Below are 24,852 nucleotides of genomic sequence, written 5' to 3' on the forward strand. Positions count from 1 at the left end.
GGTACAGTGTAGCAATAGAGTGACTTGAGTAACAAACACTTACAAGCGTTAACCTTGTGAAAAGACCCCACTTTCAACATCACTAGCAGAATACAGCCCGGTATCTAACACCCAACCGGTAATTAAGCTTGCCGGAGTAACATCAAATGCCGGGTTGTATACCTCAGCATTATCCGGCGCCCATTGGCAGTGACCAAAACTGCCACTTACTCCCGTCACCTCTGCTCTTTCTCGTTGTTCAATTGGGATCTGTCCGCCACTTAAGCATCGGCTGTCTACCGTGGTAACTGGTGCCACAACATAAAAAGGGATCTGATGAAAATGTGCTAATACCGCGAGGTTATATGTACCTACTTTATTAGCAACATCACCATTAGCTGCGATGCGATCCGCACCAACGAAAATCTTATCTACTTTACCCGCAGCCATTAAACTCGCCGCCATATTGTCACAAATGAGTGTATATGGAATTTGCCATGCTTGTAACTCAAATGCCGTTAGCCTACCGCCTTGGAGTAAAGGTCTTGTTTCATCAACCCAGACGTGAATATTGCGATGTTGTTTTGCCGCATGGTGTATCACACCCAGCGCTGTTCCAACACCTGCGGTAGCCAATGCCCCGGTATTGCAATGCGTTAAAATATTATCACCAGCATTCACCAAAGTAGCGCCTATCGTTGCCATCCGATCGCACAGTGCTGCATCTTCTTCAAACAGCTGCTCTGCTGTTGTCACCAATTGTGTTTGCCAGTCAGGTTTATCCAGTACGCTACGTAATTTAGCCATTGCGTGCATTAAATTTACTGCTGTTGGGCGCGTTGCCTCTAGTGTATTAATGGCATGGGCGATCGTAACTTTATCTTCACCTTGCTCACTAAGATATGCAACTAATAGACTTGCCGCTAAGCCTATGAGCGGCGCACCACGAACCTTAAGTGTCAGGATCAAATCGCTCATGGTCGCGACATCTCGACACTCATGCCATACCTGCTGATGTGGCAGTAAATATTGATCTAGTACTTTTACAACCCCGGCTTCAAATTTAAGGCTGCGTGCAATTAAAGTTTTCATAACATTGCGCTCTGTTAACACTACCCCGAACATTTTACATCAAGATCTAAAGAAGTATAGACATCTAAACATTTAAAAATATAGAATGCTATAAACAAATATTATCAAGGTTCAAAAACATGTCAGGTTATGTTGCGTTTGATGCTGAAAAAGTGATTGATTATGTCACTCACTTGGGACACTTTTTTGCAGAAGGTGAAACCTTATCTTGCTATGAGTTTGGTGATGGTAATTTAAATTTGGTATTTCGCGTCCAAGATACTCAGCGCAATAGCATCATCGTTAAACAAGCCTTACCATATGCTCGCTGTGTAGGAGAAAGCTGGCCATTAACATTGGACAGAGCAAGGATAGAAGCTAGCGTGCTACGCCGCCACGGTGAGATTTGCCCAACTACCACTGCCAAAGTCTTACACCACAATTCAGAGTTAGCCGTAACCATATTAGAAGACTTAGGTCAGTTACACATTTTACGTGGCGAGCTAAATCAAGCGCATACTTTCCCACAGCTTAGCCAAGACATCGCAACATACTTGGCGAAAACCAGCTTCTACTTTTCTAGTTTTTATCTTGAACCTAGCGAGAAAAAAGCCTTAGTCACTGAGTTTACCAACCCAGAGTTATGTGCCATCACTGAAGATTTATTTTTTGATGACCCATACCGTGATACCGAGCGGAACCATTTTCCCAGCGCTTTACAAACCTCAGTCAATGCACTGCGTCATAACAAAGCACTACTGATAGAAATTGCCAAACTCAAAGCACAATTCTTAAACGCCCCAGAAACCTTGCTTCATGGAGATGTTCATACCGGAAGTATCTTTGTAAGTGCTGAGCAAACTAAGCTTATCGATCCAGAATTTGGCTTTTTCGGCCCAATCGGATTTGATTTAGGTTCATTTATTGGCAACCTATTACTGAATTATTGCGCCCAACATGCACGGATTGAAGCACTGCCAAAGCGTCGCAATATGCAGGTATACTTACTGGATTGTATTGCCAGTACCTTATCTGGCTTTTATGCAACTTGGCTAAAGCTGGCAAAAACGCAAACTCGTGATTTATCATTGCAAGCTGAAGGATATGCTGAGTATTTTCTAACAAAAGTTCTGCAAGATGCGGTTGGGTATTGTGGCTGTGAGTTGATCCGCCGCACTATCGGCCTTGCGCATGTCACAGATATAGATGACATTGAAGATGATGCTGCGCGTCTTGAAGTACAAAAGCGAGCGCTACAACTAGGCGAACAACTGATATTAAACGCCAATAAGTGTCACACCACTGAAGATGTTTATCAATTAATCATTAGCTTTGTGAATTAATCAAAGATCAGGCAGGGTCTAACGCAAATGGCAGCCCAAAGCGTCTACTTTGGGCTGCTAAACATTTACTGCGCTTGACCCATAGTCGTTTCGATATATTTACCTATTTGCTCTTCTAAAACAAATAACGGAACGGATCCATGACGTAAGATTTGATGGTGAAATTCTCGAATATCGAATTGATCACCCAGTGCCTTTTCCGCCTTTCGGCGTAAACGTTTAATGGTTAGCTCACCAATTTTGTATGACAATGCCTGCCCTGGCCAAGAGATATAACGGTCTGTCTCTGTTTTAACATTATGTAATGATAGAGCCGTGTTGTCTTTCATAAAGTTCATCGCTTTTTCACGACTCCAGCCAAACATGTGCATACCAGTATCAACTACCAAGCGTGCGGCGCGCCACATTTCGTAAGTTAAACGGCCAAAGTCACTGTATGGGTCTTGATAAAAACCGGCTTCAATTCCCAAAAATTCAGCATATAGTCCCCACCCTTCACCAAATGCAGAAATATATTCGTTGCGGCGATATTCGGGAAGATAGTCTAACTCTGCATTTAATGCGATCTGCAGGTGATGCCCCGGCACAGCTTCATGCAGTGTCAGTGCCTCTAGCACATACAAAGGACGCTTATCCAAAGCATAGGTATTTACCCAGTAATAACCAGCATCAGTATCGCTGCGCGCACCTGAGTAACGCCCTGTTGTGTATTTTGGTGCAATACTCGCAGGAACTGGCGCTACGCCATATGGCTTACGTGGCAATGTATGAAAGAGCTTAGGTAACTGCGCATCCATCTTTTTTGCAATATACGCCGCTTCTTTTAATAACGCTTCAGGCGTTTTTGCATAAAATTGCGGATCTGTTCTTAAAAATTGAACAAAATCAGCAAAGCTACCTTTAAAGCCAACCCTGTTGATGATTTTTTCCATTTCAGCACGGATCCGGGCAACTTCTTTTAACCCCAACTCATGTATTTGCTGCGGTGACATATCTGTGGTTGTGTAGTATTTGGCTCGATTGGCATAAAAGGCTTCACCATTTGGAGTGGCTGAAATACCTATTGTTGTTCTAGCAGCAGGCCGATATTCGCTGATAAAAAAGTCAAGGTAGTCTTGATAAGCACTTATCACATCTGCTTTGATGATATGCTTTGCGCGCTGCTGTAACGCACTAAATTCAGAGTCAGACAACCCTGCTTGATTGTGCTTAAAAGGCGCATAGAATTCAGATTTAGTCACTTCATCTACGATATATGCTTCAATAGAGCTTTCATAGCCTTCTAGCACCGCCTTTGGTTGTGTCAGACCAATTGCCATGCCCTGTTTCATCCAATGGATATTTTGCTGAAAATAGCGAGGAACTTGCTGCAAACGAGCAAGATATAGCTCATAACCGGAACGTTTCTTAAAATTATGATTTGAAATCATAAAAGACAGCCCAGAATGGAAACCATATTCAGAAGTTAGTGGCATATAGTGACTGTTAAAATGATATTCATCGACACTATTTTGTATTTGATTACGCAATATGGTGATATTTATCTGGTTTTCTTCACTGAGCTGCGTTTTATCAATATCATCTAATTGCGCGAGAAAATCGAGTCGTTGTTGATATTGTGTACTAAGCTGTTGCGCGCTTAAGTTTGGCAGCAAAAACTCTGCGTTGACGTCACCACGTCCATAGGCGTTGTTATCACTTCTAAACTTCATCACATCGTCTGCTAACTGAGTAAACTCAGCATTCTTATCAATACCTGTAATGGCACAACCAGACAAAGTAACAGACAGACATATGGCAATGCTTGAACGCTTAGCCCACAGTTTTATTTTTGGTGATAACACGCTAACTTCCTCGATACTTGTTATGTCTCAATACTTGCACTTTCGCTGCTAAAAACTGCTGTTTTGAGTATTTGTTATGGTAGAACGAACTTATGAGCGTTCAAATTAGGAGAGTCAGGCCACAGATGCAACTTAATTCGACAAAACCACGAAGAACTAAGATCGGATACAAATCACTCAACCTAATAAAAATTGCTGATAAAATCAGCAAATCAACAAAAAAATGTAAATTTTCTATTTCGTAGACAAACTTTTTGCTTTTCAATTCGAACGATACAGATTAATGTAGCTCTAGTGCAATTAGGACAAGAGTGATACCGATGGAGTTGGTGGTTGTTCATTAACGTTTGATAATAAATTGTTGTGGTAAATGAAATGATGTTCCATGATCCCATGGCTGTTGCCCAAGAAAAAATGACACAGGTGTGCCTATTTTTAGAGCAGCATCATTTGCCGCCTACTCCTCTGAATTATCAGGTTGCATATACTTATATCAGTGCTACCAATAAGCCTCTTAATGAAACCCTAGCTAAAGCCATCAAAAGCAATACTAAGATTGACTGTGTACTAATCGAGCAACTTTACTATCAATTTTTAGACCCTGGCCAAAAAGTGCAGTCTGAATTACTTGAAGGCGTAGATTCATTAGTTACTGAGCTCCATGAAAATACCGAGAGCTCACAGAAGCATATTATTCGCTTTGCACAGCAGGTGAGTCAATGTATTCATAATTTAGATGAACACAACATTCAAAAAAGTAAGCGTGCACTTTCTACACTTACTAAGCAAACCGAGCTATTGCTAAAACAACACAAGCTCTTTAAACAAGCGTTAATAAAAGCGCGCCAAGATTACGAACGAAACCAACAATTACTTTTAGACTTGCGCAAGCACCACCTATTAGACCCACAAACAGGGCTATATAAACGTCATTATCTTCATCAAAAAGTGGCACTGTGGCAATCACAGCAAAAGTCTGTGTGCGCGTTATCAATACAAGTTGATAATCTTGATGCGTTTTCTACTCGTTTTGGCGATGTGGTCAGTGAAGTTGTGCTTAATCGGGTTGCGAATAATATTAAGCGTTATGTGGTAGAAAGCGGCCTACCGGGGCGCACTGGTAAAAAAGAATTTACTATCATTCTCGCCGATGTTGACTTAGACACAGCCAGTGTAATCGCGGAAAAAGTACGCAAAGGCGTGGAGCGCCTAAAGTTTGTCAGCACCAAAGGCAAAATGCCATTGCCTAACGTCTCTTTGGCACTGGGAATTGCACAGCTTGCACCTGAACATGACTTCAATATCTTGGCTAAACGTGCCAGTTTTGCCGCGCAAAAAGCCCAATCTCTGGGTCAGCACTGCTATATAAGCCACTAACACGACACAAAACATGGATAGCAATGCCAAACTCTCGGTTCTTCCGCGATTTTAAAATACTTCCGTATTGAAGCTATAAACCTAGCAAACTCAACACAGGGCGCGCTAATCCTAGTTGCTAGCAAAACATTAATTATCCAAAGCTCAGGCCAAAGTACGCTTATCTTTGTTTTTGTGAACATTATCAGCCTGACAAGGTAGATAAGAAATTGCACCTACAGCTACCTATCAAGTACACTAATGACACAGTTACCGTGTATTGATGGAATCCGCATGAAAGAGTCACAAGACAACACCACCCACTTTGGATATAAAACAGTAGAAGCAGACAAAAAAGCTTCTATGGTTGCAGACGTGTTTCATTCTGTCGCAGCAAAATATGACATCATGAACGACCTGATGTCTTTTGGTATTCATCGCTTGTGGAAACGTCAAACCATCGCTTGTTCAGGTGTTCGGGCTGGCCACAAAGTCCTAGACTTAGCTGGCGGAACAGGCGACTTAACTGCCAAGTTTAGTGAGTTAGTTGGTGACAAGGGGCAGGTCATCTTAGGTGACATCAATGACTCGATGCTGAAAGTTGGCCGTGAAAAGCTGCGCGATCTCGGGTTGGTCAGTAACATAGAATACGTGCAAATGAATGCCGAAATGCTTCCTTTTGACGACAACACCTTTGATGTCATCACTATCGCATTTGGCTTACGTAATGTCACTGATAAAGATAAAGCGCTACGCTCTATGTATCGCATACTCAAACCAGGTGGCCGCTTACTGGTATTAGAGTTTTCCAAAACCGATAACGAAGCGCTGGCAAAACTCTATGATATGTACTCATTCACTCTACTGCCTGCGATGGGTAAGTTAGTAGCAAATGACAGCGAATCATATCGCTACCTTGCAGAGTCTATCCGTATGCACCCAGATCAAGACACGTTAAAGGCTATGATGGATGACGCTGGGTTTGAACAAACTGATTATCAAAACATGACCGGCGGTATTGTCGCACTTCATCGTGGTTTTAAATTTTAGGAGTCTCCGTGCTTGCATCGCTACTTGGCGCCGTAATTGAAGCGGCGCTAAATAAAGCCCTAACACTCTCATCTGAGTTGCAAGGTGCATTAAGTAAAGGACGTCACAAAATACTGAGTGTTGAGGTTCGCGATTTGCATCTGCATTTAGCTATCACCAATACCGGTGAGCACATTCATGTATTATGCCCTTTTGATGGCAACGCTGATTGCACCATTAGCGCAGACTGCGCTACGCTGCTTGAACTCACAGATCCAAGTAAGCTAACCGCACTAATACGTCAAGATAAACTCGATTTAGATGGCGATCTCGCTTTAGCACAATTGTATAGTAACGCTCTTGCGGCTCTGGATATTGATTGGGCGGAGCACCTTGCTCAGTATCTTGGTGATGCCCCCGCACAAGTCATTGTGGATAGTATCAACACTATCCGCAAGCGAGCTCAGCAAGATGCACAAGTTGCTAAAGTGACGCTCAGTGAGCTGCTTCAGGATGAGCTCAAGGTATCTCCTCATCCACTCGAATTTGAACAGTTTAAGCAGCAAGTGCGTTCCGTGAACGGCCAGTTAGAGAGCGTCGCGCAACGTATCAATACTTTACTTCAAAACTCCAAAGGAAATTAGCTTGTCTCTCCTTCGCTTGCATCAGATCACAAAAACGTTTTTAGATTATGGCCTAGACGAATTAATTCCTACACACAAACAGCCTTGGTACGGCAAAGCTGCGCGAGCTAGCTTATTCTGGATGCGTAACAAGCATAAAGACAAACCTATTGGGACACGCCTTCGCCTTGCCTTACAGACACTTGGGCCGGTGTGGATCAAGTTTGGTCAAATGCTGTCAACTCGCCGCGACTTATTGCCGCCTGAAATCGCCCAAGAGCTGGCATTCCTTCAAGACCAAGTACAGCCTTTTGATCCGAAGCTTGCACAACAGCTAATTGAAGACGCTTTGGAGATCAGCGATATACACGAGCACTTTGTAGAGTTCGAAGCACAACCTCTCGCTTCTGCATCAATTGCACAAGTGCATGCAGCCAAGTTACATCACCAAGATGACGTCAAAGATGTCGTGATTAAGGTTATTCGTCCCGACATTGAGAAACAGATTCACGCTGATTTATCCCTGATGGAGCGCTTTGCCAAAGTGGTCGTCAATTTACTTAGTGAAGGAAAGCGACTTCGCCCAGTAGAGGTGGTACGAGAATATAAAAAAACCTTACTGGACGAGTTAGACTTAATGCGTGAGGGCGCCAACGCCATTCAGCTTAGACGTAACTTCGAAGATTCTGATTCTTTATACATTCCAGAAGTTTACAGCGATTACTCAAGAAAAAATATCCTCGTAATGGAACGTATCTATGGCATTGCGGTTTCAGATACCGAAGCGCTTCTTGCACAAGGTACAAACATGAAACTGCTCGCAGAGCGTGGTGTCGAGGTCTTTTTCACTCAAGTATTCCGAGACAGTTTTTTTCACGCAGACATGCACCCTGGGAACATATTTGTCTCTCGCGAAAACCCACACAATCCAAAATATATTGGCATTGATTGCGGGATTGTTGGTACGTTAAATCGTGAAGATAAGCGTTATTTAGCCGAAAACTTTATCGCTTTTTTTAACCGTGATTACCGCCAAGTTGCACAGCTCCATGTAGATTCAGGCTGGGTACCCGCAGACACCTGTGTGGAAGAGTTTGAATTTGCCATTCGCACTGTTTGCGAGCCTATCTTTAATAAGCCACTTGCGGAGATCTCTTTTGGTCATGTACTGGTGAACTTATTTAATACTGCTAGACGCTTTAATATGGAAGTACAACCACAGCTAGTATTACTACAAAAAACGTTGCTTTACGTCGAAGGCCTTGGACGTCAACTTTACCCCCAGCTTGACTTATGGAAGACTGCTAAACCCTTCTTAGAAAACTGGGTTCAGGAACAGGTTGGTCCATTAGCAGTAGCGAAGAAACTCTACGCCAATCTGCCGTTTTGGGCAGAAAAAATGCCAGAACTACCTGATTTAATTTATCAAAGTCTCAAGCGCAGGCCACCTCAAGTTGTCACAAAAACAGCTGATACTGCAACTAAACCGCTATTATTAGGTTTAGTGGCAAGTAGCCTAACAGTGGTATCAGGACTGAGTTATATATCCGATAAGTATTTAGCAAGTGCTATTGTGGCAATAATCGCCTTGTTAGTATTTGTTACCGCTTGGCGTAAAACAGGATGATTTTTTGCTCGCTAGGCGTATAATCATTATTCTTAAGCTGTAAGTATCAATGGAGTTAGTATGGGATTCGGTGGGATTAGTATTTGGCAATTACTTATTATTTTAGCCATCATTGTTTTGTTATTTGGAACTAAAAAGCTGCGTGGTATCGGCAGTGATTTAGGCGGCGCAATAAAGGGGTTTAAAAAGGCTGTCTCTGATGAAGATTCAGCGACAGAGTCTAAACCAGAGGCTGAACCCGAAAAACTAAATAACACAACAACTCAACAAGCACAGCCTGCCTCAGAGAAAGAAAAGAATAAGGTGTAATTGAAATGGGTATGTGGGAGTTAGTGGTTGTACTTATCGTTGGTCTGATAGTACTTGGCCCTGAACGTCTTCCTGTCGCAATCCGCACTGTAGCTAGGTGGATCAAAACTGTGAAATCTTTCACCAACTCAGTAAAAGCTGAGGTGAGCGAAGAGCTTAGAGTGCACGAGCTACATAATAATTTAAAAAAAGCGGAACAAATGGGAATGCAAGACTTAGCCCCCGAGCTCAAACAGTCCGTTCAAGAGTTACGAGATGCTGCTGAATCAGTTAAGCACTCTTTTAAACCAACTGACAACAACAATAAAAACTAATTCAATCTTACTATTGAGTAGTTGAGTCATTGCAAAGCTTGGGCTACCGCGGCCCAAGTTTCGTCCATCAGCTAGTCTAATTTGCATTTTACTTCTTACGAGTCAAGCTACATGACAGAATCAGCCCAAAGTGGATTTATCGCCCATTTAGTTGAGCTACGAAACCGCTTAATGAAAGCGCTAATGAGCGTTTTTATTATTTTTGTCGCATTGGTGTACTTTGCCAATGACATTTATGCCTTTGTTGCAGCTCCACTGGTGGAGAGTTTACCAAGCAACACTACCATGATTGCCACCGATGTAACTGCACCTTTCTTTGCGCCATTCAAGCTAACATTATTTGTTTCTTTATTTGCTGCAGTGCCATTTATTTTGCACCAAATATGGGGGTTTATTGCACCGGGCTTGTACCAGCACGAAAAGCGTATGCTGATCCCTATTTTGCTATCTAGCGTGCTACTTTTTTATGGTGGTATCGCATTTTGCTACTTCGTCGTCATGCCTATCATTCTAGGCTTTTTTACTAGCGTAGGCCCTGAGATGATGACGCTATCACCGGATATTAGCAGCTATTTGGGGTTTATTCTTAAGCTATTTTTTGCTTTTGGGATCGCCTTTGAAATTCCAGTAGCCATTATGCTTATTTGCTGGAGTGGTATGACAACAACCGCGAGCCTAAAAGCAAAGCGACCCTATGTGGTCGTGGGCGCCTTCGTTATCGCCATGTTTTTAACCCCCCCAGATGTTCTATCTCAAACTTTGTTAGCATTACCCATGTTACTATTGTTTGAGGTCGGATTGATTTTAGCTAGATTTTACAGCACCAAACCACAACAACAGGAGTCAGAAGAATGAAAAAAACCATGATGCTGTTTGCAATGGGATTTTCTTCATTGTGTGCCGCTGAAACAATAAATACTCAAGCACTAAAAGCGTGTACCTTAATTGAAAATGATTTCAACCGCCTGATGTGCTACGACAACGTGATCGCGAATAAGCCCATTAGCAAGCCACAAGTTGCTAAAACATCGGTGCAGCCTACTGTGCAAAAGCAAGTTGAGTCTCTGGCTAATACAGCGCCTACACCACAATCAGTAGAGGAAGGTTTTGGCTTAGAGCGCCGCGTCAAAGCCGCCAGCGAGGACATTGAAGAGATCACAGCCAAAGTCACTGAAATTACCGAAAAAGCGAGAAATAGAATGGTATTCACATTAGACAATGGCCAAGTGTGGAAACAAGTAAAATCAGAAACTTTCTTTGTCGATGCTGGTGACACAGTAATCATTGAGCGCGCATCTTTTGGTTCTTTCTTAATGAAAAAAGCGGGGCTTAATCGCACTACGCGCGTCAAACGAGTTAATTAATGAGCACCATGATTGATGCTGGAGTTAATTTAACCAGCTCACAATTTTCGGCCGATCTACCGTCCGTGATCGCCAGAGCTAAAAGTGCTGGGGTAAGTTCTATGCTGGCTATTGGTTGCGACCTGCAAAGTAGTAAAGAAAGTATAGAACTTGCCGAAAAACACCAACTGTTTTGTACGGTGGGCGTACACCCTCATGATGCCAGACATGCACCAGATAGCCTCTACGATGAACTGAGGGCGTTATTAACCAGTAGTAATCATGTTGTGGCCGTTGGTGAGTGTGGTCTTGATTTTAATCGCGACTTTTCACCCAGACCAATCCAGCAGTCAGTATGCTTAACACAACTGCACCTTGCACAGGCGGCCAACTTTCCCGTTTATCTGCATGAAAGAGAGGCCCACTCAGCGTTGATGCCACTGCTCAACGAAGTTAAGGTTGAAGGTGTATTACACTGTTTTACCGGTGATAAAACCGCGCTGAAAAACTATCTAGATTATGGACTAATGATTGGTATTACAGGCTGGATCTGTGATGAAAGAAGAGGCCAAGACCTGCAACAGTTACTACAATATATTCCTCTAGATCGGCTATTGATAGAAACGGATGCTCCCTATTTACTTCCGAGAACCATTACACCAAAGCCCAAGTCGCGACGTAATGAGCCGATGTTTCTATCCTATGTGGCTGACCAAATCGCACATCTTAAGCAGTGTTCAGCGCAAACCATCATGCAGGCCACGACTCAAAACTTTAAACAACTGTTTGTGAGGTAAAACCATTGCTACGCCTGATGCTGTCTTTACTCTTATTGTTATCAAGTTTTATTGCGTGCTCTGCGGTGACGATATCTGAATCGTTTGATGCCGAACATCGAGTCAAACTGGATTATACGCTGAGTAAATACGCATCATTAAATGAGCTGCTCTCAGAGCCAGTAGAGTGGCACCAAAGCGCCCGCCTGCCAACAGGACTTAGACCTAATAAAAAGTACCTTTGGCTTAAGATAGAGCTGCATAATGCAAGTAGCGCTGTGAAGCCAATACTGGTGAGCATTAACAATAATCTATTAGATGCTGTAACCGCTTATCACGTCAGGCCAAACCACCCTATTTTAACTGTCGACAGTGGCGATGCGCTGCCCTTAATAAAGCGCCCCTTAAAATACGAGGCATTGATTGTACCACTAGAATTACAGCCGCAAACACAGAGTCAATTATATCTACAGCTCAGTGATGAAGGAGTGATAAATGCGCCAATCACAATTTGGGAGCCCAACGCGTATCTCAAACACAAAAGTAAATTTAATTTAATTTTTGGTATTCTAGCAGGCTTCATCTTAGCACTAGCATTAACCAATGTTACTTTGTATAACGTGACCAGAAAGCGTTACTTCTTATACGCCACTGTATTTACTTCGCTAGTATGGCTGCTTAATGCCCACCTTTATGGGTTTGGATATCGATATTTTTATTCTTCTTGGCAATGGTTCCAACAATACGGTCAAGGCATAATGACTCTGTCTCTAAGCCTATTACTATTACCTCAACTGCATTTTTGCTCGGGAAAACAGCTGCTATCTCATCCCACGCTTTCAGATAGCTGGGTGAAGCTTGTGGTTGTATTGTTGTTTATCGGCATAATTACGCTACCTGTTTCATTTTCAATTCTGCTGGCGTTGAGTGTCAGCTTAATAATCACAATCCTACTTACTTATAGTGTTGCGCGCCTTACTCATCCACGCCGAAATGCGCTACTTGCAGTGCTCTTGTGCCACTTTATTTTSGTTAGCTACCCACTCACTGTGGAAGTTGGCATTCAGTCAGGCAGCTTCTTACATCATGTTGGCTACTTCGGTATTTTTACCCTTGAAACAACACTACTTTGCTACCTTGCGGTTCATCTATACATTCATCAAAGAGATGAAAAACTCGCCAGTCAGCAGCGCCGCCTCGCACACACGCAAGCTGAAGATGCACTACTAAAAGAAAAACTAAAACTACAAGAACAAGCACAATATGATTTGGAGTCCAGTATTGAATCACGCACTTTTGAGCTTCAGGTCACGTTACGCGAACTCGAAGATAAAAATCGCGAACTTGAGCGTATGAACATGGAAGATCCCTTAACTAAAGTAAAAAATCGCGGCTATTTTGATAAGCGCCTTCAAATGGAAGCGCGCCGTTCTAGACGAGAACAAACAGTACTGAGTCTGATCATTTTTGATATAGACCACTTTAAAAAAATTAACGACCAATATGGTCATTTAGCAGGTGATCAAGCCATTTGCGAATTCGCTAACTTGATTAAATCACATTTACGCCGACCACATGATGAAGTATTCCGTTATGGTGGAGAAGAGTTTATTTTGCTCCTACCCAACACATCAGAAGCGGGTGCCTGCGAAGTTGCAGAACGTGTAAGAATGGCAACCGCTGAGCTTGTTATTGAAATTGGTGAGCATCAGCTAACGATGACAACAAGTGCTGGTGTTTATAGTGCTATTGTTTCAGATCCACATAACCCACAACTTTATACTGATAATGCGGACAAAGCCTTATATCAAGCTAAACAGCAAGGCCGAAATCGTGTTATTACTTTTCAAACCAATCAGGAGAATTAACGTGGCTCAATCAGGACTTGATCTTTTCCCCCTTACTCGCATGCGCAGAATGCGTCGCGATGACTTTTCAAGACGTCTAATGAGCGAAAACACGCTGACAGTCAATGACTTGATTTATCCAGTTTTCGTATTGGATGGAGAATCAAAGCGCGAAGCTATTCCCTCTATGCCAGGTATCGAACGTTTATCAATTGACTTACTTGTTGAAGAAGCTAAACAACTCGTGGCGCTTGGTGTACCTGCCATTGCACTATTTCCTGTGACGCCAGCTGAACATAAATCTCTGCTTGCAGAAGAAGCTTATAACCCTGAAGGGATAGCGCAACGGGCAGTAAGAGCTATAAAGGCTGAATGTCCAGAGCTTGGTGTGATTACCGATGTTGCACTAGATCCGTTCACCGTCCACGGTCAAGATGGCATTTTAGATGACGATGGCTATGTAATGAACGAGGAGACCATTGAAGTACTGGTTAAACAGGCCTTATCTCATGCTGAAGCTGGCGCAGATGTGGTTGCCCCCTCCGATATGATGGATGGTCGAATTGGTGCCGTAAGAGAAGCGCTTGAGGAATGTGGTTTTATCCATACTCGTATTATGGCTTATTCAGCTAAATACGCTTCAAGTTATTACGGCCCCTTCCGCGATGCGATTGGATCAGCTGGTAATCTTAAAGGTGCCGACAAGAAAACCTATCAAATGGATCCTGCAAATTCAGACGAAGCACTCAGGGAAGTTGCCCTTGACCTACAAGAAGGTGCGGACATGGTTATGGTCAAACCAGGCATGCCATATCTTGATGTTGTTAGACGTGTAAAAGATGAATTTGGAGTACCTACATTTGCTTACCAAGTCAGTGGCGAATATGCAATGCACAAAGCTGCAATTGATAACGGCTGGCTGGCAGAAAAACCAGTGGTGCTTGAGTCCCTTTTAGCATTCAAACGTGCAGGCGCAGATGGCATTTTAACTTACTTCGCAAAGCAAGCAGCTATTTGGTTAAACGAAAAATAATCTGCAATAAATAGGTGAGCACGTATCCCAACTAGCTTGGATAAGTGCTCATTTTGAACTTTGGAGTTTTATCAAGCATATCGCTGCCGCCAAAGTACCTATGTCCATATAGATAAGGCAAAGATTTGGTTACTTAGCTAACCTGAACTTCGGATAATGAATGCCGTTCTGAGTAGCCAATTGTAGCACCTGATTTACTCTCTAGATGAGCAAGAATTACGCTGAAGTGGTGTTGCCTAGCGCAATCTTATACGTTGAGAATAGCAACACTCTTTGTAGATTATCAGTGTAATATTGTATCTGCTTTATTAAGCTCTTCGCGGGTCATCTTCCAGCTTAAAAAGCGTTTAACAGTACCGTTATCTAGGTAAACTTCAGGGATGCTCAACACTCCAAAAGAGCGTAATTTAATAGACTTTATATGCTCAGCATGGATATAGTGTGTTTTACCAAAGCAGCTATAACTAACACCTACTTTGTCAACATGTAAAAAGCGCTTTCCCGTTAGTGAGAAGGCAAGTGTTGTTAGCACAAACAGTAGTAGCAACATGGTAACAATTTGAAGCAATGACGCAGGAATACCAAACGTGGAAAAGGCTGTGTGACTTAGCCATATCAGTGATAATGAAATTACGTAAAAAAGCCAGTTAATTTCCAATTCTATGGTTCTCATTGAGTATCTCCTTTATTTACCCAACCAAATACTCCCACAGACAATCTCAATGCCATTATGGGGCTATGTTTATTCGACAAACCGTAATGATAAAGTGGCAATGTTCCTAAAGCAAGAACTTTAGAATTAATAAAATATGAATTAAAAGTGACGAGTTGTAGAGGGAATATTCCTAGCTTAACCTATTGAATTTAAAAAATAAAAAAAGGCCGCAGAAGGCGGCCTTTTCTGACAGAATAAGTAATTTATTACTTAGCTGCTTTTTTCTCTTTCTCAGCTGCGATTACCGCTTCAGCAACATTTGCTGGACACGGAGCATAGTGTGAGAATTCCATAGAGAACTGACCACGACCAGACGTGATAGTACGTAGGTGACCGATATATCCGAACATTTCAGATAGTGGTACTTCACCCTTGATACGAACGCCCATTGCGCCAGCTTCTTGGTCTTTGATCATACCGCGACGACGGTTAAGGTCACCAATTACGTCACCTACGTTGTCTTCTGGCGTGAATACATCAACTTTCATGATTGGCTCAAGAAGTTGTGCACCCGCTTTAGGGATAGACTGACGGAATGCGCCTTTAGCAGCGATTTCGAACGCGATAGCTGATGAGTCAACTGCGTGGAAACCACCGTCGAATAGCTCAACTTCAACGTCTAGTACTGGGAAGCCAGCTAGAACACCTTCTTCCATCATTGACTTGAAGCCTTTCTCAACTGCTGGCCAGAATTCCTTAGGAACGTTACCACCAACAACTGAAGAAGAGAACGTGAAGCCTGAACCAACTTCACCTGGCTTGATACGGTAGTCGATTTTACCAAACTGACCAGAACCACCTGACTGCTTCTTGTGCGTGTAGCTATCTTCAACTTCTTGCGTGATAGTTTCACGGTAAGCAACCTGAGGCTGACCAACAATTAGCTCAACGCCGTAAGTACGCTTAAGGATGTCTACCTTGATGTCTAAGTGAAGCTCACCCATACCTTTAAGGATAGTTTCACCTGAATCTTCGTCAGTCTCAACTTGGAATGACGGATCTTCTGCAACCATCTTACCGATAGCAATACCCATCTTCTCGTTACCACCTTTATCTTTAGGTGCAACAGCGATAGAGATTACTGGATCAGGGAAGATCATCGCTTCTAGAGTACATTCGTGCTTAGGATCACATAGCGTGTGACCAGTTTGAACGTTCTTCATACCTACAACAGCGATGATGTCACCCGCTTGCGCTTCAGTAAGTTCGTTACGCTCGTCTGCTTGCATCTCAACCATACGGCCGATACGCTCTGTTTTACCAGTTGCAGAGTTAAGGATAGTGTCACCTTTTTTCATGCGACCAGCGTAGATACGGATGAACGTAAGTGCACCGAAACGGTCGTCCATGATTTTGAATGCAAGCGCTTTAAGTGGTGCATCAGCATCAACAGTTGCTACTTCACCAGTAGGCTCACCAGTTTCAGGATCTGTTAGTGGCTGTGGATCAACTTCAGTTGGAGACGGTAGGTAATCTACAACAGCGTCTAGTACTAGCTGCATACCTTTGTTCTTAAACGCAGAACCACAGTATGTAGGGAAGAATGCAAGATCGCGAGTACCTTTACGGATACATGCTTTGATTTGCTCAAGAGAAGGCACTTCACCTTCCATGTACGCTTCCATTAGGTCGTCGTCTTGCTCAACAGCAGACTCAACTAGCATCTCATGGTACTCTTCAACTTTGTCTACCATGTCTGCTGGAACGTCTTGTACTTCGTAGTTCTCAGGAAGACCAGTTTCATCCCAAACGTATGCTTTCTTCTCAAGTACATCAACAACACCAGTAAATTGGTCTTCGATACCAATTGGTAGCGTCATTACTAGAGGGTTAGCGCCAAGTACTTTTTCAACCTGACCAACTACACGGTAAAAGTCTGCACCCATACGGTCTAGTTTGTTTACGAAGATTACACGTGCAACTTCTGATTCGTTCGCATAACGCCAGTTAGTTTCTGATTGCGGCTCAACACCACCAGAACCACAGAATACACCGATACCACCGTCAAGTACTTTAAGTGAACGGTATACTTCTACTGTGAAGTCAACGTGTCCAGGAGTATCGATAACGTTTAAACGGTGGCCTTTCCACTCACAAGTTACCGCTGCTGATTGGATAGTAATACCACGCTCAGCTTCCTGCTCCATGAAGTCAGTAGTAGACTCACCGTCGTGTACTTCACCAGTTTTGTGGATTTTACCAGTAAGCTTTAGAATACGCTCAGTGGTGGTAGTTTTACCCGCATCAACGTGCGCGAAAATACCAATGTTTCTGTATTTCGATAAATCTGCCATTGTTTTACTCTATTTAAAGTAGAAAAATTATTCGGCGGGAGTATATCACCTCTTGTAGCGAACATCATCCTTGAAGTCGTTTAAAATGCAATCAATTCGCGAAAAAGTTTCTAATGCGAAATTTTCGAGGATGATTTACCTGTACCTCACTTCTTAGAGCAGCATTTTTGGCGATGACATGACATATTGACACCTATATTTTACATAGCTTAGCTTGAGGATCAGAGAAGGAATAAGCTAGTTTATACCAATTAGGCTTAATCCTTGCTCAATGTGAAGGCGTAAATCTGACGCTAACCGCGTTAAGAATTTCGATTTAGAACACCTAAATAGCAAAAGTTTTGCCTTGCCTACATGGGGGGAGGTACCTTGGCGAGAATTGGAGGCGGTAGCGGAGTTATCGACAAGATTTTCTTCCCTCAAAATAAACCACTTAATTAAGAAAATTGGTATTATCGTTTTATCAACTATTACCTTTATTAAACCAGAATGCTTTGAAAGTAGCTCAACTCTCATATCCTGCTAATTTGTATCCGATAGGTTACGTGAATTTACACGTAAATTTATTGGCTGTTGGAAGTGATTCCGACGCTGTTAGCACGAAACACTAAAAGGACTTTGGTTATTCAAAGCCTAAGTTGACTTGCCAGTCTGAAAATATAACCACTCTCCACTTTATATCCGCACGCTAATGACAACTAACAATAGCCATAAAAGAATGCAGGAGTTGAACAGACATACAACGATGTTTAGCAGCATGTGGTTTGTTTTTGAGGCTCGTATAGGAGAGAAAAAGTAAAGATTAAGAAAAAATAACAACCAAATAGATACAATAAAAAAACATACACCTCTAAAAATCTATATTTGATTGATTTACATACACTTAGATCTAAATAAGAATTATTTTCAAAAAGAGTATTGACAGCAATCTAGATCTAATTGATAATCAATATCAACAAGAAGGGAGTGACGGCTCAACTTGTTAATACACTAGTTTCTTGACCCGAAACATGGCTGGTAACCATAACTACCTAGGATGTTAGCAGGCACTTGCATTGCTCCTCGTATTTAGACGCTAACTCCACTTTTTACTTGCTACATTGCTCATATCGGTGACGGTAGATATGAAATCAAAAAGCCCTTTTCAGGGCTTTTTTTATTTTAAGGCTATTTAAATTGCGAGATGTAAGCTAATACCAATTACCTTAATTAAGTAGCTTATGTTGAGGCGAGAAAATCTTGTCGATAACCCGCTGCCGCCTCCAATTCTCGCCAAGGTACCTCCCCCCATGTAGGCAAGACAAAAATTTCTTATTTAGGTGTTCTAAATAAGAAATTTTTAACGCGGTTAGCGTCAGATTTACGCCTTCAAATTGAGCAAGGATTAAGTCTAATTGGTATAACAACCTGTCATGACATAAAAGACCACCTAAAACAGCGGCGACATCTGTAGTAGACCCCCAACAGTATTAAATGCACACTCTACACATCACAAAGATATTAATGAGAATTATTTTCAAAAAACTATTGACTCACCACCAAATCTAACTGATAATCAATATCAACAAGACGGAAGCGTGTTGTTTAGCCAACTTAGTTAGATGTGTTGATGGTATCTATTAACCATCCACCCGATGTACTCCTAATTTGGCAATAGTACTCTAGTTTGTTTCTCGACCCTGAAACACGGATTGCCAACGTTAATGGCTTGAATGAACTTAACTCGGTCGCCCCTAAAGCTGACTAAGTCCATTCTCACAATTTACTTGCTACATTGCTCATATCGGTGACGGTAGATATGAACTTAAAAAGCCCTGCTCAGGGCTTTTTTTATGCCCTAAATCCAAGATATTATAACCCTTCACTCTAGCTAACCTTATCTGCAGATAATTAATACCTGTATAGCAGCGCTAGCTGGGTTAAGTTCACTTTTAAGCAAGGCAAAAATTTTGCTATTAAGTTGTCATAAATAAAAAATTTTTAGCACAGTTAGCGTCAGATTTACGTCTTCAAAATGAGCAAATATCAAAACTGATTAATATAAGAGGATTCCTTATCCGAACCTAAGGTTTGTCACTCACTTCCCCCCAAAAAATCGATAATGAGAATTATTTTCAAAAAGATATTGACGTTTGAGTAAATCTAATTGATAATCAATCTCAACAAGAGCTCATACTCTTGCTGATTCGACCCTGAATCGTGTTGTCGGTGATGCGCTACAACGCCCCTTGATGTGTGTCACTGGCAACCATTACTTGCTACATTGCTCATATCGGTGACGGTAGATATGAACTTAAAAAGCCCTGCTCAGGGCTTTTTTATTTCTCACTCACGCTTAATCCCTCTACTTCAAATTAAGCTGTAATAGCGTGTAATCGCTTTCTGTTAGCCAAGCTCGTATCATGCTACTTTTCCAAAAATAACAATAATATGAACGCCAGACGCTATCGTTACAATATGTTGTTAAGTTTGCTACTGTTGGTAGGCTTCATTTTTACAAGCTGGATCAGTATTGAGCATGCAAAACAGTCTCTTTATCACGGGATTAGCGATGACGCTCTACCGCTTACCAGTCACCTCGTCGATTTAGATTTACAAAAACGTTTGCAAGCACCAATCATTGTATCTCAGCAAATGGCGAACAATGTATTTATTAGACAGTGGCTGCAATCTGAGCAACGTAACTCAGATCTCATCTTCACTTACCTTGCTGACACCCGCGAACTGCACCAAGCCAGCACCAGCTTTTTGGTCGATGATAAACGCCTTACTTACTATCATGCGAATGGCTCAACAGAGCAATTAGATATTCGTGAAAAACAAAATGACTGGTACCGCGAGAGTCTTCACAGTGACTCCCCCTATTCTCTCAATGTAGACATTGACCCAAGGGATAATAGTGAAGCTATCGTCTACGTTAATCACAAAATAGAACTTGACGATGAGGTGCTAGGTATTGTCGGAGTGGGTGTGTTGTTGGCTGATTTACATCACTTAATCACGCAGTATGAAAACACTTATGAGCGTAAGTTCTACTTTATCGATCATAAAGGTAGAGTACTATTTTTTGATGATACTGTGTTGTCTGGCACCAGCATTCATGACCGTTTCCCATCACAAGCGACAACATTACTTAAACAATCTGAATATCAATTTATCATTGAGTCGCAAAGCCATACAAAATTTATCCATTCGCGTTACTTGGATTCTATTGGATGGCATTTAATTGTTGAGCAGAAAGTTGATAAATCCAACGGTATAGATGACATTCTTACTACGAATTTATGGGTCGGTAGTTTTGTTACGATATTTATACTGGTTGTTGCACACTTAACATTTAACCATTACCAAAAGCGCTTAGAGAAAATGGCTAAATACGACAAACTCACAGACACCTTTAATCGCCAAGCTTTCGAGCCACAACTACAACATCACCTTGCGAAATCCAGAAACCAATCAACCCCCGTTGTTATGCTGATGATGGATATCGACCATTTTAAGCAAGTTAACGACCAGCATGGTCATGTTGTCGGTGATAGAGTACTGCAATGTTTCGCAACAGCGTGTAAACGCCAAATAGAAAACAACGGCTTATTGTGTCGTTGGGGTGGTGAAGAGTTTATGGTTTTGCTGCCAAAAACGACGTTAGATGAAGGAATTGCGGTAGCTGAGAAAATTCATATCGCTCTGGAGAGAGCTGAGTGTGAGGTAAAAGTCACTGTTAGTATTGGCGTTGCACAATATCACATTGATGAATCGGAAGATGGTTTTATAAAGCGCGCTGATGCCGCGCTTTATCAAGCTAAGCAAGGTCGAAATCAAACCAAATTCGCCGCTTAGCGGCGATTTTTTCGAGCCCTCACGCGGCGCTGACGCTTCTCTTCTTCGCGAGCAGCCTTTTTGGCCTCTGCTTGAGCTCTCAATTCAGCGACCATTTGTTCTTCTGACTCACGCATTTCTGGTGTTTCCATGGTGATCCTGCCGATAACGGCATCGCGCAACTCATTAATAAGGATCTCTGACATTTTGTGAGTATCTACCTGATTTCCGCCCTTAACACAGCCTCGCTTACGACCCGCCATCTCGATAAATGTCCAATCACAATCAGGCAATTCATCCAGTTTGTAGCGCAGCTTCAATAGCTCAGGGTATGCAGTTAATAAGTACTCAGCAGTGTAACTTGCCACCTCTTCATAATTAATCGCTGTATCACGAATAGCGCCTGTCGCTGCCAAACGATAGCCTGAATTTTCATTTTCCACTTTTGGCCATAGCATCCCAGGCGTATCGTACAGCATAATACCGTCTTCAAGTTTAATTCGCTGTTGCGCTTTGGTTACTGCAGGTTCATTACCCGTTTTTGCAACAATTCGACCGGCAAGGGTATTGATAAGCGTTGACTTACCCACATTTGGAATACCCATTATCATCGCTTTTAGCTGCTTGTCTTGACCGACTTTATGGGGCGCAAGCTTTTTGCAAAGCGCATTAATGCGCTGCACTTCATTCGCCTTGTCATGACCAAACGCCAGCGCTTTTACGCCACTCTCACGCTCAAAGTACTCCATCCACTGCTTGGTTAATTCAGGGTCGGCTAGATCTGCTTTATTCATGATTTTGATAACAGGCTTATCACCACGTAACTGGCTCACCATCGGGTTTTCACTACTATATGGAATACGGGCATCCAGCACTTCAATAATGACGTCCATCTGCGGCATGATTTCTTTAATCTCATTGCGCGCTTTATTCATATGTCCTGGGAACCACTGTATTGCCATTTTTACCACCTGTATTAATTAACTTTAAAAGCTCATATATTGAATACGTTGCGCCCAACTCACCGCCTTGATGTGCGATTTGCATCTGACAGCCGCAGCACTTCGGATCAACATAGGGTACTAAACGCTTTTAATACAGCAGCAGTACCTCATCACTAAAGCTCCTATTCTACTATAAAGTAGAAGAATTGGGGTAATGACGAGTTAATTCTGTATAACTCGTGATGTATACCAAAAGTGTTTATCAAAAATTGTTAATTACGAAGACGCGAGTGCAACTAAAGTAAAGCTCACTAGCTTTGATGGATTATTTCACTGGGTGTAATTATATACATTCATTATATGCTCCCTAGCACTAATTGAACATATATCGCGCTATAGTGCAGATTTTAAGCATGTTAGTTTTATATACGATAGTTATGAAGCGCTTATTTATCTAGCTTGGGCGGTTGTCTGGAGATTAATACTCACGATGATTATTTGCTCTTCGAACACGACTCCCATGCAAGAAACCAAAGCCTCCTACCAGCTAGACACATTGCGTTCGAGTCGGCGACCTTTTTACCGATTGACCAAGTAAAAAGGTCAAGCATCACAGGGATGATCGACCTACAAACGCTTTACGCTATGTTGTAATGATAAAATCACAACGTGAACTTCGACAGTAGCGTTTCTTGCTCATGGGCATTTTTAGCAAGCTCTTCGCTGGCGCTGTACTGTTTGTCTGCAAAGCTACCAACTTCAACACTAATATCGTTGATATGTATTGTGTTTTTATTTATTTCTTCTATCACTACGCTTTGCTCTTCAATGGCGGTGGCGATTTGAATATTACGATCCATCAATTCTTTCACGGCTTCTGAGATTTCTTCCAGCATCTGCGTGGCTTGTTCTGTTTGCGACACGCATAGCTGAGTTTTATCACGACTACTACCCATTGCCTGCTGAACTTGCGTTGATGACACCTGGATTTGGTCTATCATCGACTTAATTTCTGTCGTTGATTCCTGAGTTTTTGATGCCAAAGAACGTACTTCATCTGCTACGACAGCAAATCCACGCCCTTGCTCACCCGCTCGTGCAGCTTCAATTGCAGCATTTAATGCCAACAAATTAGTCTGCTCTGCGATCCCGTTGATAACCGACAAAATATTTTCAATACTCTGACTATACTCTGCAAGTTGCGTGCTGAGCTCATAAGATGCGGTGATATCATCTGCTAGCGCATTAATTTGACCTCGGGCTTGGAAGAAGATCTCCCGCCCCTCGGAAGTTTTTTCATTAACCGAAGTAATGGAACTTGCTGCCTGCTGCGCATTACCCGCAATTTCCGTAGAAGTGGTGCTCATTTCATTCATTGCCGTTGCTAGACTTTCAATTAGACTCACTTGCTTATCCAACCGGCTCGATGAATGTGTCGCCAACTCTTTTGCTGCATCGCTACTAAGTACAACATCATCAGCACGCTCTTTCACTCGGCTCACTAGCCCATGTAAAGAACCTAAAAATACATTAAACTGCTGTGCCACTACACCACATTCATCTTCATTAACTATCCTCAAGCGCTGAGTTAAATCGCCCCCTCCACTCGCCATGCCTGTGATTGCTGCCTCTAAGTCATGGAGTGGTTTAAGTAAATGTATCGCCAGCGTTCTAACACATATCACACCAATAAATACTGCTAAAATAGCAATAATAAATGAATTCAGGGTGATTTCCGTTAATGTCTTGTATGCTTTTGCTTTATCGATAAGTACCGCAAGGTACCAATCGGTTCCATAGGTATTATCTAATGGCTGTAAGTAAAAAAGCCGACTGCCATCTTTGGTATCCACTTCTTGCAACTCACCGATGCCGGATAGACGCAGATTTGAATAAACCTGCTCTATCTTTTTACCGTTAAAATCAACATCCTGATGTGAAATCACTCGGCCTGCACGGTCGACCAAAAAAGCATATCCAGTGTCGTCAAAGTTCACCTGATTGACACTACTTGCTATCGTTTTAAGGCTTAAATCTCCACCAATCACACCTTTAAATCGACCAGCAGCCATGATGGGCGATACCACAGACAGCAACAGCTCTCCCGTTGCCGCGTCAGTGTAAGGGCTAGTGTATACTGTTTTATTTTGGTTTTTACCCAGCTGATACCAAGCACGTTCTCTAAAGTCAACGCCTGGAGGGTTTTTGCGCGCGGGATTGTTAGACCTTAACCCCTCTTCGGTTGCTAATGTCCCAAAGGCAAGTAAAAATTCGCTTTTGAATATGGGCGTGTTCAAGGCTTGCTGAAAGTGCTCTTCACTAAAGTTTTGTTCAAGTTGACTCTTTATTACATTAATCTGGTTAGCTTTACCCGCGAGCCAGTTTTCAATGCTGATTGCCAACAGCTTTGTACTGTCAGTTACATAAGCGTGAGTTTTAGCTTTTACCGACTCACTGACAAACCAGTAAGTAGAAAGGGTAGTGACAGAGATAATTAGCAAGATCACAACGGCGGAAGCCACAGAAAACTTAGTGCGGATCTTCATATTCAACAGCCTGAACAAAAAGTGCTCGAATATCGAAAGT

Annotated in this window: 19 protein-coding genes; 13 read left to right on the top strand and 6 right to left on the bottom strand. The window is 42.3% G+C overall.

Annotated features, from left to right (window positions below):
* Positions 1–48: 48 nt before the first annotated feature.
* Positions 49–1,071: an S-methyl-5-thioribose-1-phosphate isomerase gene (mtnA, locus tag EAG18_RS01810; protein ID WP_125250703.1), complete on the bottom strand. Its 1,023-nt coding sequence runs from the start codon at positions 1,069–1,071 to the stop codon at positions 49–51.
* Positions 1,072–1,190: 119 nt separating this feature from the next.
* Here mtnA and mtnK point away from each other — a divergent pair, with 119 nt between their 5' ends.
* Complete coding sequence (mtnK, locus tag EAG18_RS01815) at positions 1,191–2,393, top strand: S-methyl-5-thioribose kinase (protein ID WP_125250704.1); 1,203 nt, start codon at positions 1,191–1,193, stop codon at positions 2,391–2,393.
* A 65-nt stretch (positions 2,394–2,458) separates the two neighbouring features.
* On the opposite strand, the gene EAG18_RS01820 is transcribed toward mtnK, so the two are convergent.
* Complete coding sequence (locus EAG18_RS01820) at positions 2,459–4,237, bottom strand: DUF885 domain-containing protein (protein ID WP_125250705.1); 1,779 nt, start codon at positions 4,235–4,237, stop codon at positions 2,459–2,461.
* Positions 4,238–4,612: 375 nt separating this feature from the next.
* On the opposite strand from EAG18_RS01820, the gene EAG18_RS01825 reads away from it, so the two are divergent.
* The 11 genes from EAG18_RS01825 (at position 4,613) to hemB (ending at position 14,494) form a co-directional block, all read left to right on the top strand.
* Positions 4,613–5,614 carry a GGDEF domain-containing protein gene (locus EAG18_RS01825; RefSeq protein ID WP_125250706.1) on the top strand — a complete coding sequence of 334 codons (1,002 nt, stop codon included), beginning with the start codon at positions 4,613–4,615 and terminating at the stop codon, positions 5,612–5,614.
* 273 nt (positions 5,615–5,887) lie between these two features.
* Entirely contained in the window at positions 5,888–6,643 is a 756-nt protein-coding gene (ubiE, locus tag EAG18_RS01830; RefSeq protein ID WP_125250707.1) for a bifunctional demethylmenaquinone methyltransferase/2-methoxy-6-polyprenyl-1,4-benzoquinol methylase UbiE, read from the top strand.
* An 8-nt stretch (positions 6,644–6,651) separates the two neighbouring features.
* Positions 6,652–7,266: an SCP2 sterol-binding domain-containing protein gene (locus EAG18_RS01835; protein ID WP_125250708.1), complete on the top strand. Its 615-nt coding sequence runs from the start codon at positions 6,652–6,654 to the stop codon at positions 7,264–7,266.
* 1 nt (position 7,267) lies between these two features.
* Positions 7,268–8,872 (top strand): ubiquinone biosynthesis regulatory protein kinase UbiB, encoded by a 1,605-nt coding sequence (gene ubiB, locus EAG18_RS01840; RefSeq protein WP_125250709.1) that lies wholly within the window; start codon positions 7,268–7,270, stop codon positions 8,870–8,872.
* A 60-nt stretch (positions 8,873–8,932) separates the two neighbouring features.
* Positions 8,933–9,181: a Sec-independent protein translocase subunit TatA gene (gene tatA, locus EAG18_RS01845; RefSeq protein ID WP_125250710.1), complete on the top strand. Its 249-nt coding sequence runs from the start codon at positions 8,933–8,935 to the stop codon at positions 9,179–9,181.
* A 5-nt stretch (positions 9,182–9,186) separates the two neighbouring features.
* Complete coding sequence (gene tatB, locus EAG18_RS01850; RefSeq protein WP_125250711.1) at positions 9,187–9,495, top strand: Sec-independent protein translocase protein TatB; 309 nt, start codon at positions 9,187–9,189, stop codon at positions 9,493–9,495.
* Positions 9,496–9,606: 111 nt separating this feature from the next.
* A complete protein-coding gene (gene tatC, locus EAG18_RS01855) occupies positions 9,607–10,350 on the top strand; it encodes a twin-arginine translocase subunit TatC (protein WP_125250712.1) in 744 nt (247 codons plus the stop codon).
* Entirely contained in the window at positions 10,347–10,859 is a 513-nt protein-coding gene (locus EAG18_RS01860; protein ID WP_125250713.1) for a hypothetical protein, read from the top strand. Before tatC ends, EAG18_RS01860 begins: the two co-directional genes overlap by 4 nt.
* Positions 10,859–11,635, top strand: coding sequence for a TatD family hydrolase (locus tag EAG18_RS01865; protein ID WP_125250714.1), 777 nt, complete (start codon positions 10,859–10,861; stop codon positions 11,633–11,635). Before EAG18_RS01860 ends, EAG18_RS01865 begins: the two co-directional genes overlap by 1 nt.
* Before the next feature lie 17 nt (positions 11,636–11,652).
* Entirely contained in the window at positions 11,653–13,482 is a 1,830-nt protein-coding gene (locus EAG18_RS01870; RefSeq protein WP_125250715.1) for a diguanylate cyclase, read from the top strand.
* Between the two features lies 1 nt (position 13,483).
* On the top strand, positions 13,484–14,494 hold the full coding sequence (gene hemB, locus EAG18_RS01875; protein WP_125250716.1) for a porphobilinogen synthase: 1,011 nt from the start codon (positions 13,484–13,486) through the stop codon (positions 14,492–14,494).
* Between the two features lie 283 nt (positions 14,495–14,777).
* Here hemB and EAG18_RS01880 read toward each other — a convergent pair whose 3' ends face one another.
* A complete protein-coding gene (locus tag EAG18_RS01880) occupies positions 14,778–15,167 on the bottom strand; it encodes a hypothetical protein (protein ID WP_125250717.1) in 390 nt (129 codons plus the stop codon).
* A 248-nt stretch (positions 15,168–15,415) separates the two neighbouring features.
* A complete protein-coding gene (gene fusA / locus EAG18_RS01885) occupies positions 15,416–17,503 on the bottom strand; it encodes an elongation factor G (RefSeq protein ID WP_125250718.1) in 2,088 nt (695 codons plus the stop codon).
* Between the two features lie 2,430 nt (positions 17,504–19,933).
* Here fusA and EAG18_RS01890 point away from each other — a divergent pair.
* Positions 19,934–21,343: a sensor domain-containing diguanylate cyclase gene (locus tag EAG18_RS01890; protein ID WP_125250719.1), complete on the top strand. Its 1,410-nt coding sequence runs from the start codon at positions 19,934–19,936 to the stop codon at positions 21,341–21,343.
* Here the strand turns inward: EAG18_RS01890 and ylqF are convergent.
* On the bottom strand, positions 21,340–22,284 hold the full coding sequence (ylqF, locus tag EAG18_RS01895) for a ribosome biogenesis GTPase YlqF (protein ID WP_125250720.1): 945 nt from the start codon (positions 22,282–22,284) through the stop codon (positions 21,340–21,342). The genes EAG18_RS01890 and ylqF overlap by 4 nt on opposite strands.
* A gap of 644 nt (positions 22,285–22,928) precedes the next feature.
* Positions 22,929–24,812, bottom strand: coding sequence for a methyl-accepting chemotaxis protein (locus EAG18_RS01900; protein WP_125250721.1), 1,884 nt, complete (start codon positions 24,810–24,812; stop codon positions 22,929–22,931).
* Positions 24,813–24,852 lie beyond the last annotated feature (40 nt).

The organism is Pseudoalteromonas sp. J010, from assembly GCF_003934235.1.
Classification (GTDB): Bacteria; Pseudomonadota; Gammaproteobacteria; order Enterobacterales; family Alteromonadaceae; genus Pseudoalteromonas; species Pseudoalteromonas peptidolytica.

Coding starts and splice junctions, on each gene's coding strand:
- EAG18_RS01825 (WP_125250706.1), top strand. CDS start 4,613: ATGATGTTCCATGATCCCATGGCTGTTGCCCAAGAAAAAATGACACAG.
- ubiE (WP_125250707.1), top strand. CDS start 5,888: ATGAAAGAGTCACAAGACAACACCACCCACTTTGGATATAAAACAGTA.
- EAG18_RS01890 (WP_125250719.1), top strand. CDS start 19,934: ATGAACGCCAGACGCTATCGTTACAATATGTTGTTAAGTTTGCTACTG.
- EAG18_RS01880 (WP_125250717.1), bottom strand. CDS start 15,167: ATGAGAACCATAGAATTGGAAATTAACTGGCTTTTTTACGTAATTTCA.
- fusA (WP_125250718.1), bottom strand. CDS start 17,503: ATGGCAGATTTATCGAAATACAGAAACATTGGTATTTTCGCGCACGTT.
- mtnA (WP_125250703.1), bottom strand. CDS start 1,071: ATGAAAACTTTAATTGCACGCAGCCTTAAATTTGAAGCCGGGGTTGTA.
- tatB (WP_125250711.1), top strand. CDS start 9,187: ATGGGTATGTGGGAGTTAGTGGTTGTACTTATCGTTGGTCTGATAGTA.
- ylqF (WP_125250720.1), bottom strand. CDS start 22,284: ATGGCAATACAGTGGTTCCCAGGACATATGAATAAAGCGCGCAATGAG.
- EAG18_RS01865 (WP_125250714.1), top strand. CDS start 10,859: ATGAGCACCATGATTGATGCTGGAGTTAATTTAACCAGCTCACAATTT.
- tatA (WP_125250710.1), top strand. CDS start 8,933: ATGGGATTCGGTGGGATTAGTATTTGGCAATTACTTATTATTTTAGCC.
- tatC (WP_125250712.1), top strand. CDS start 9,607: ATGACAGAATCAGCCCAAAGTGGATTTATCGCCCATTTAGTTGAGCTA.
- mtnK (WP_125250704.1), top strand. CDS start 1,191: ATGTCAGGTTATGTTGCGTTTGATGCTGAAAAAGTGATTGATTATGTC.
- EAG18_RS01860 (WP_125250713.1), top strand. CDS start 10,347: ATGAAAAAAACCATGATGCTGTTTGCAATGGGATTTTCTTCATTGTGT.
- EAG18_RS01900 (WP_125250721.1), bottom strand. CDS start 24,812: ATGAAGATCCGCACTAAGTTTTCTGTGGCTTCCGCCGTTGTGATCTTG.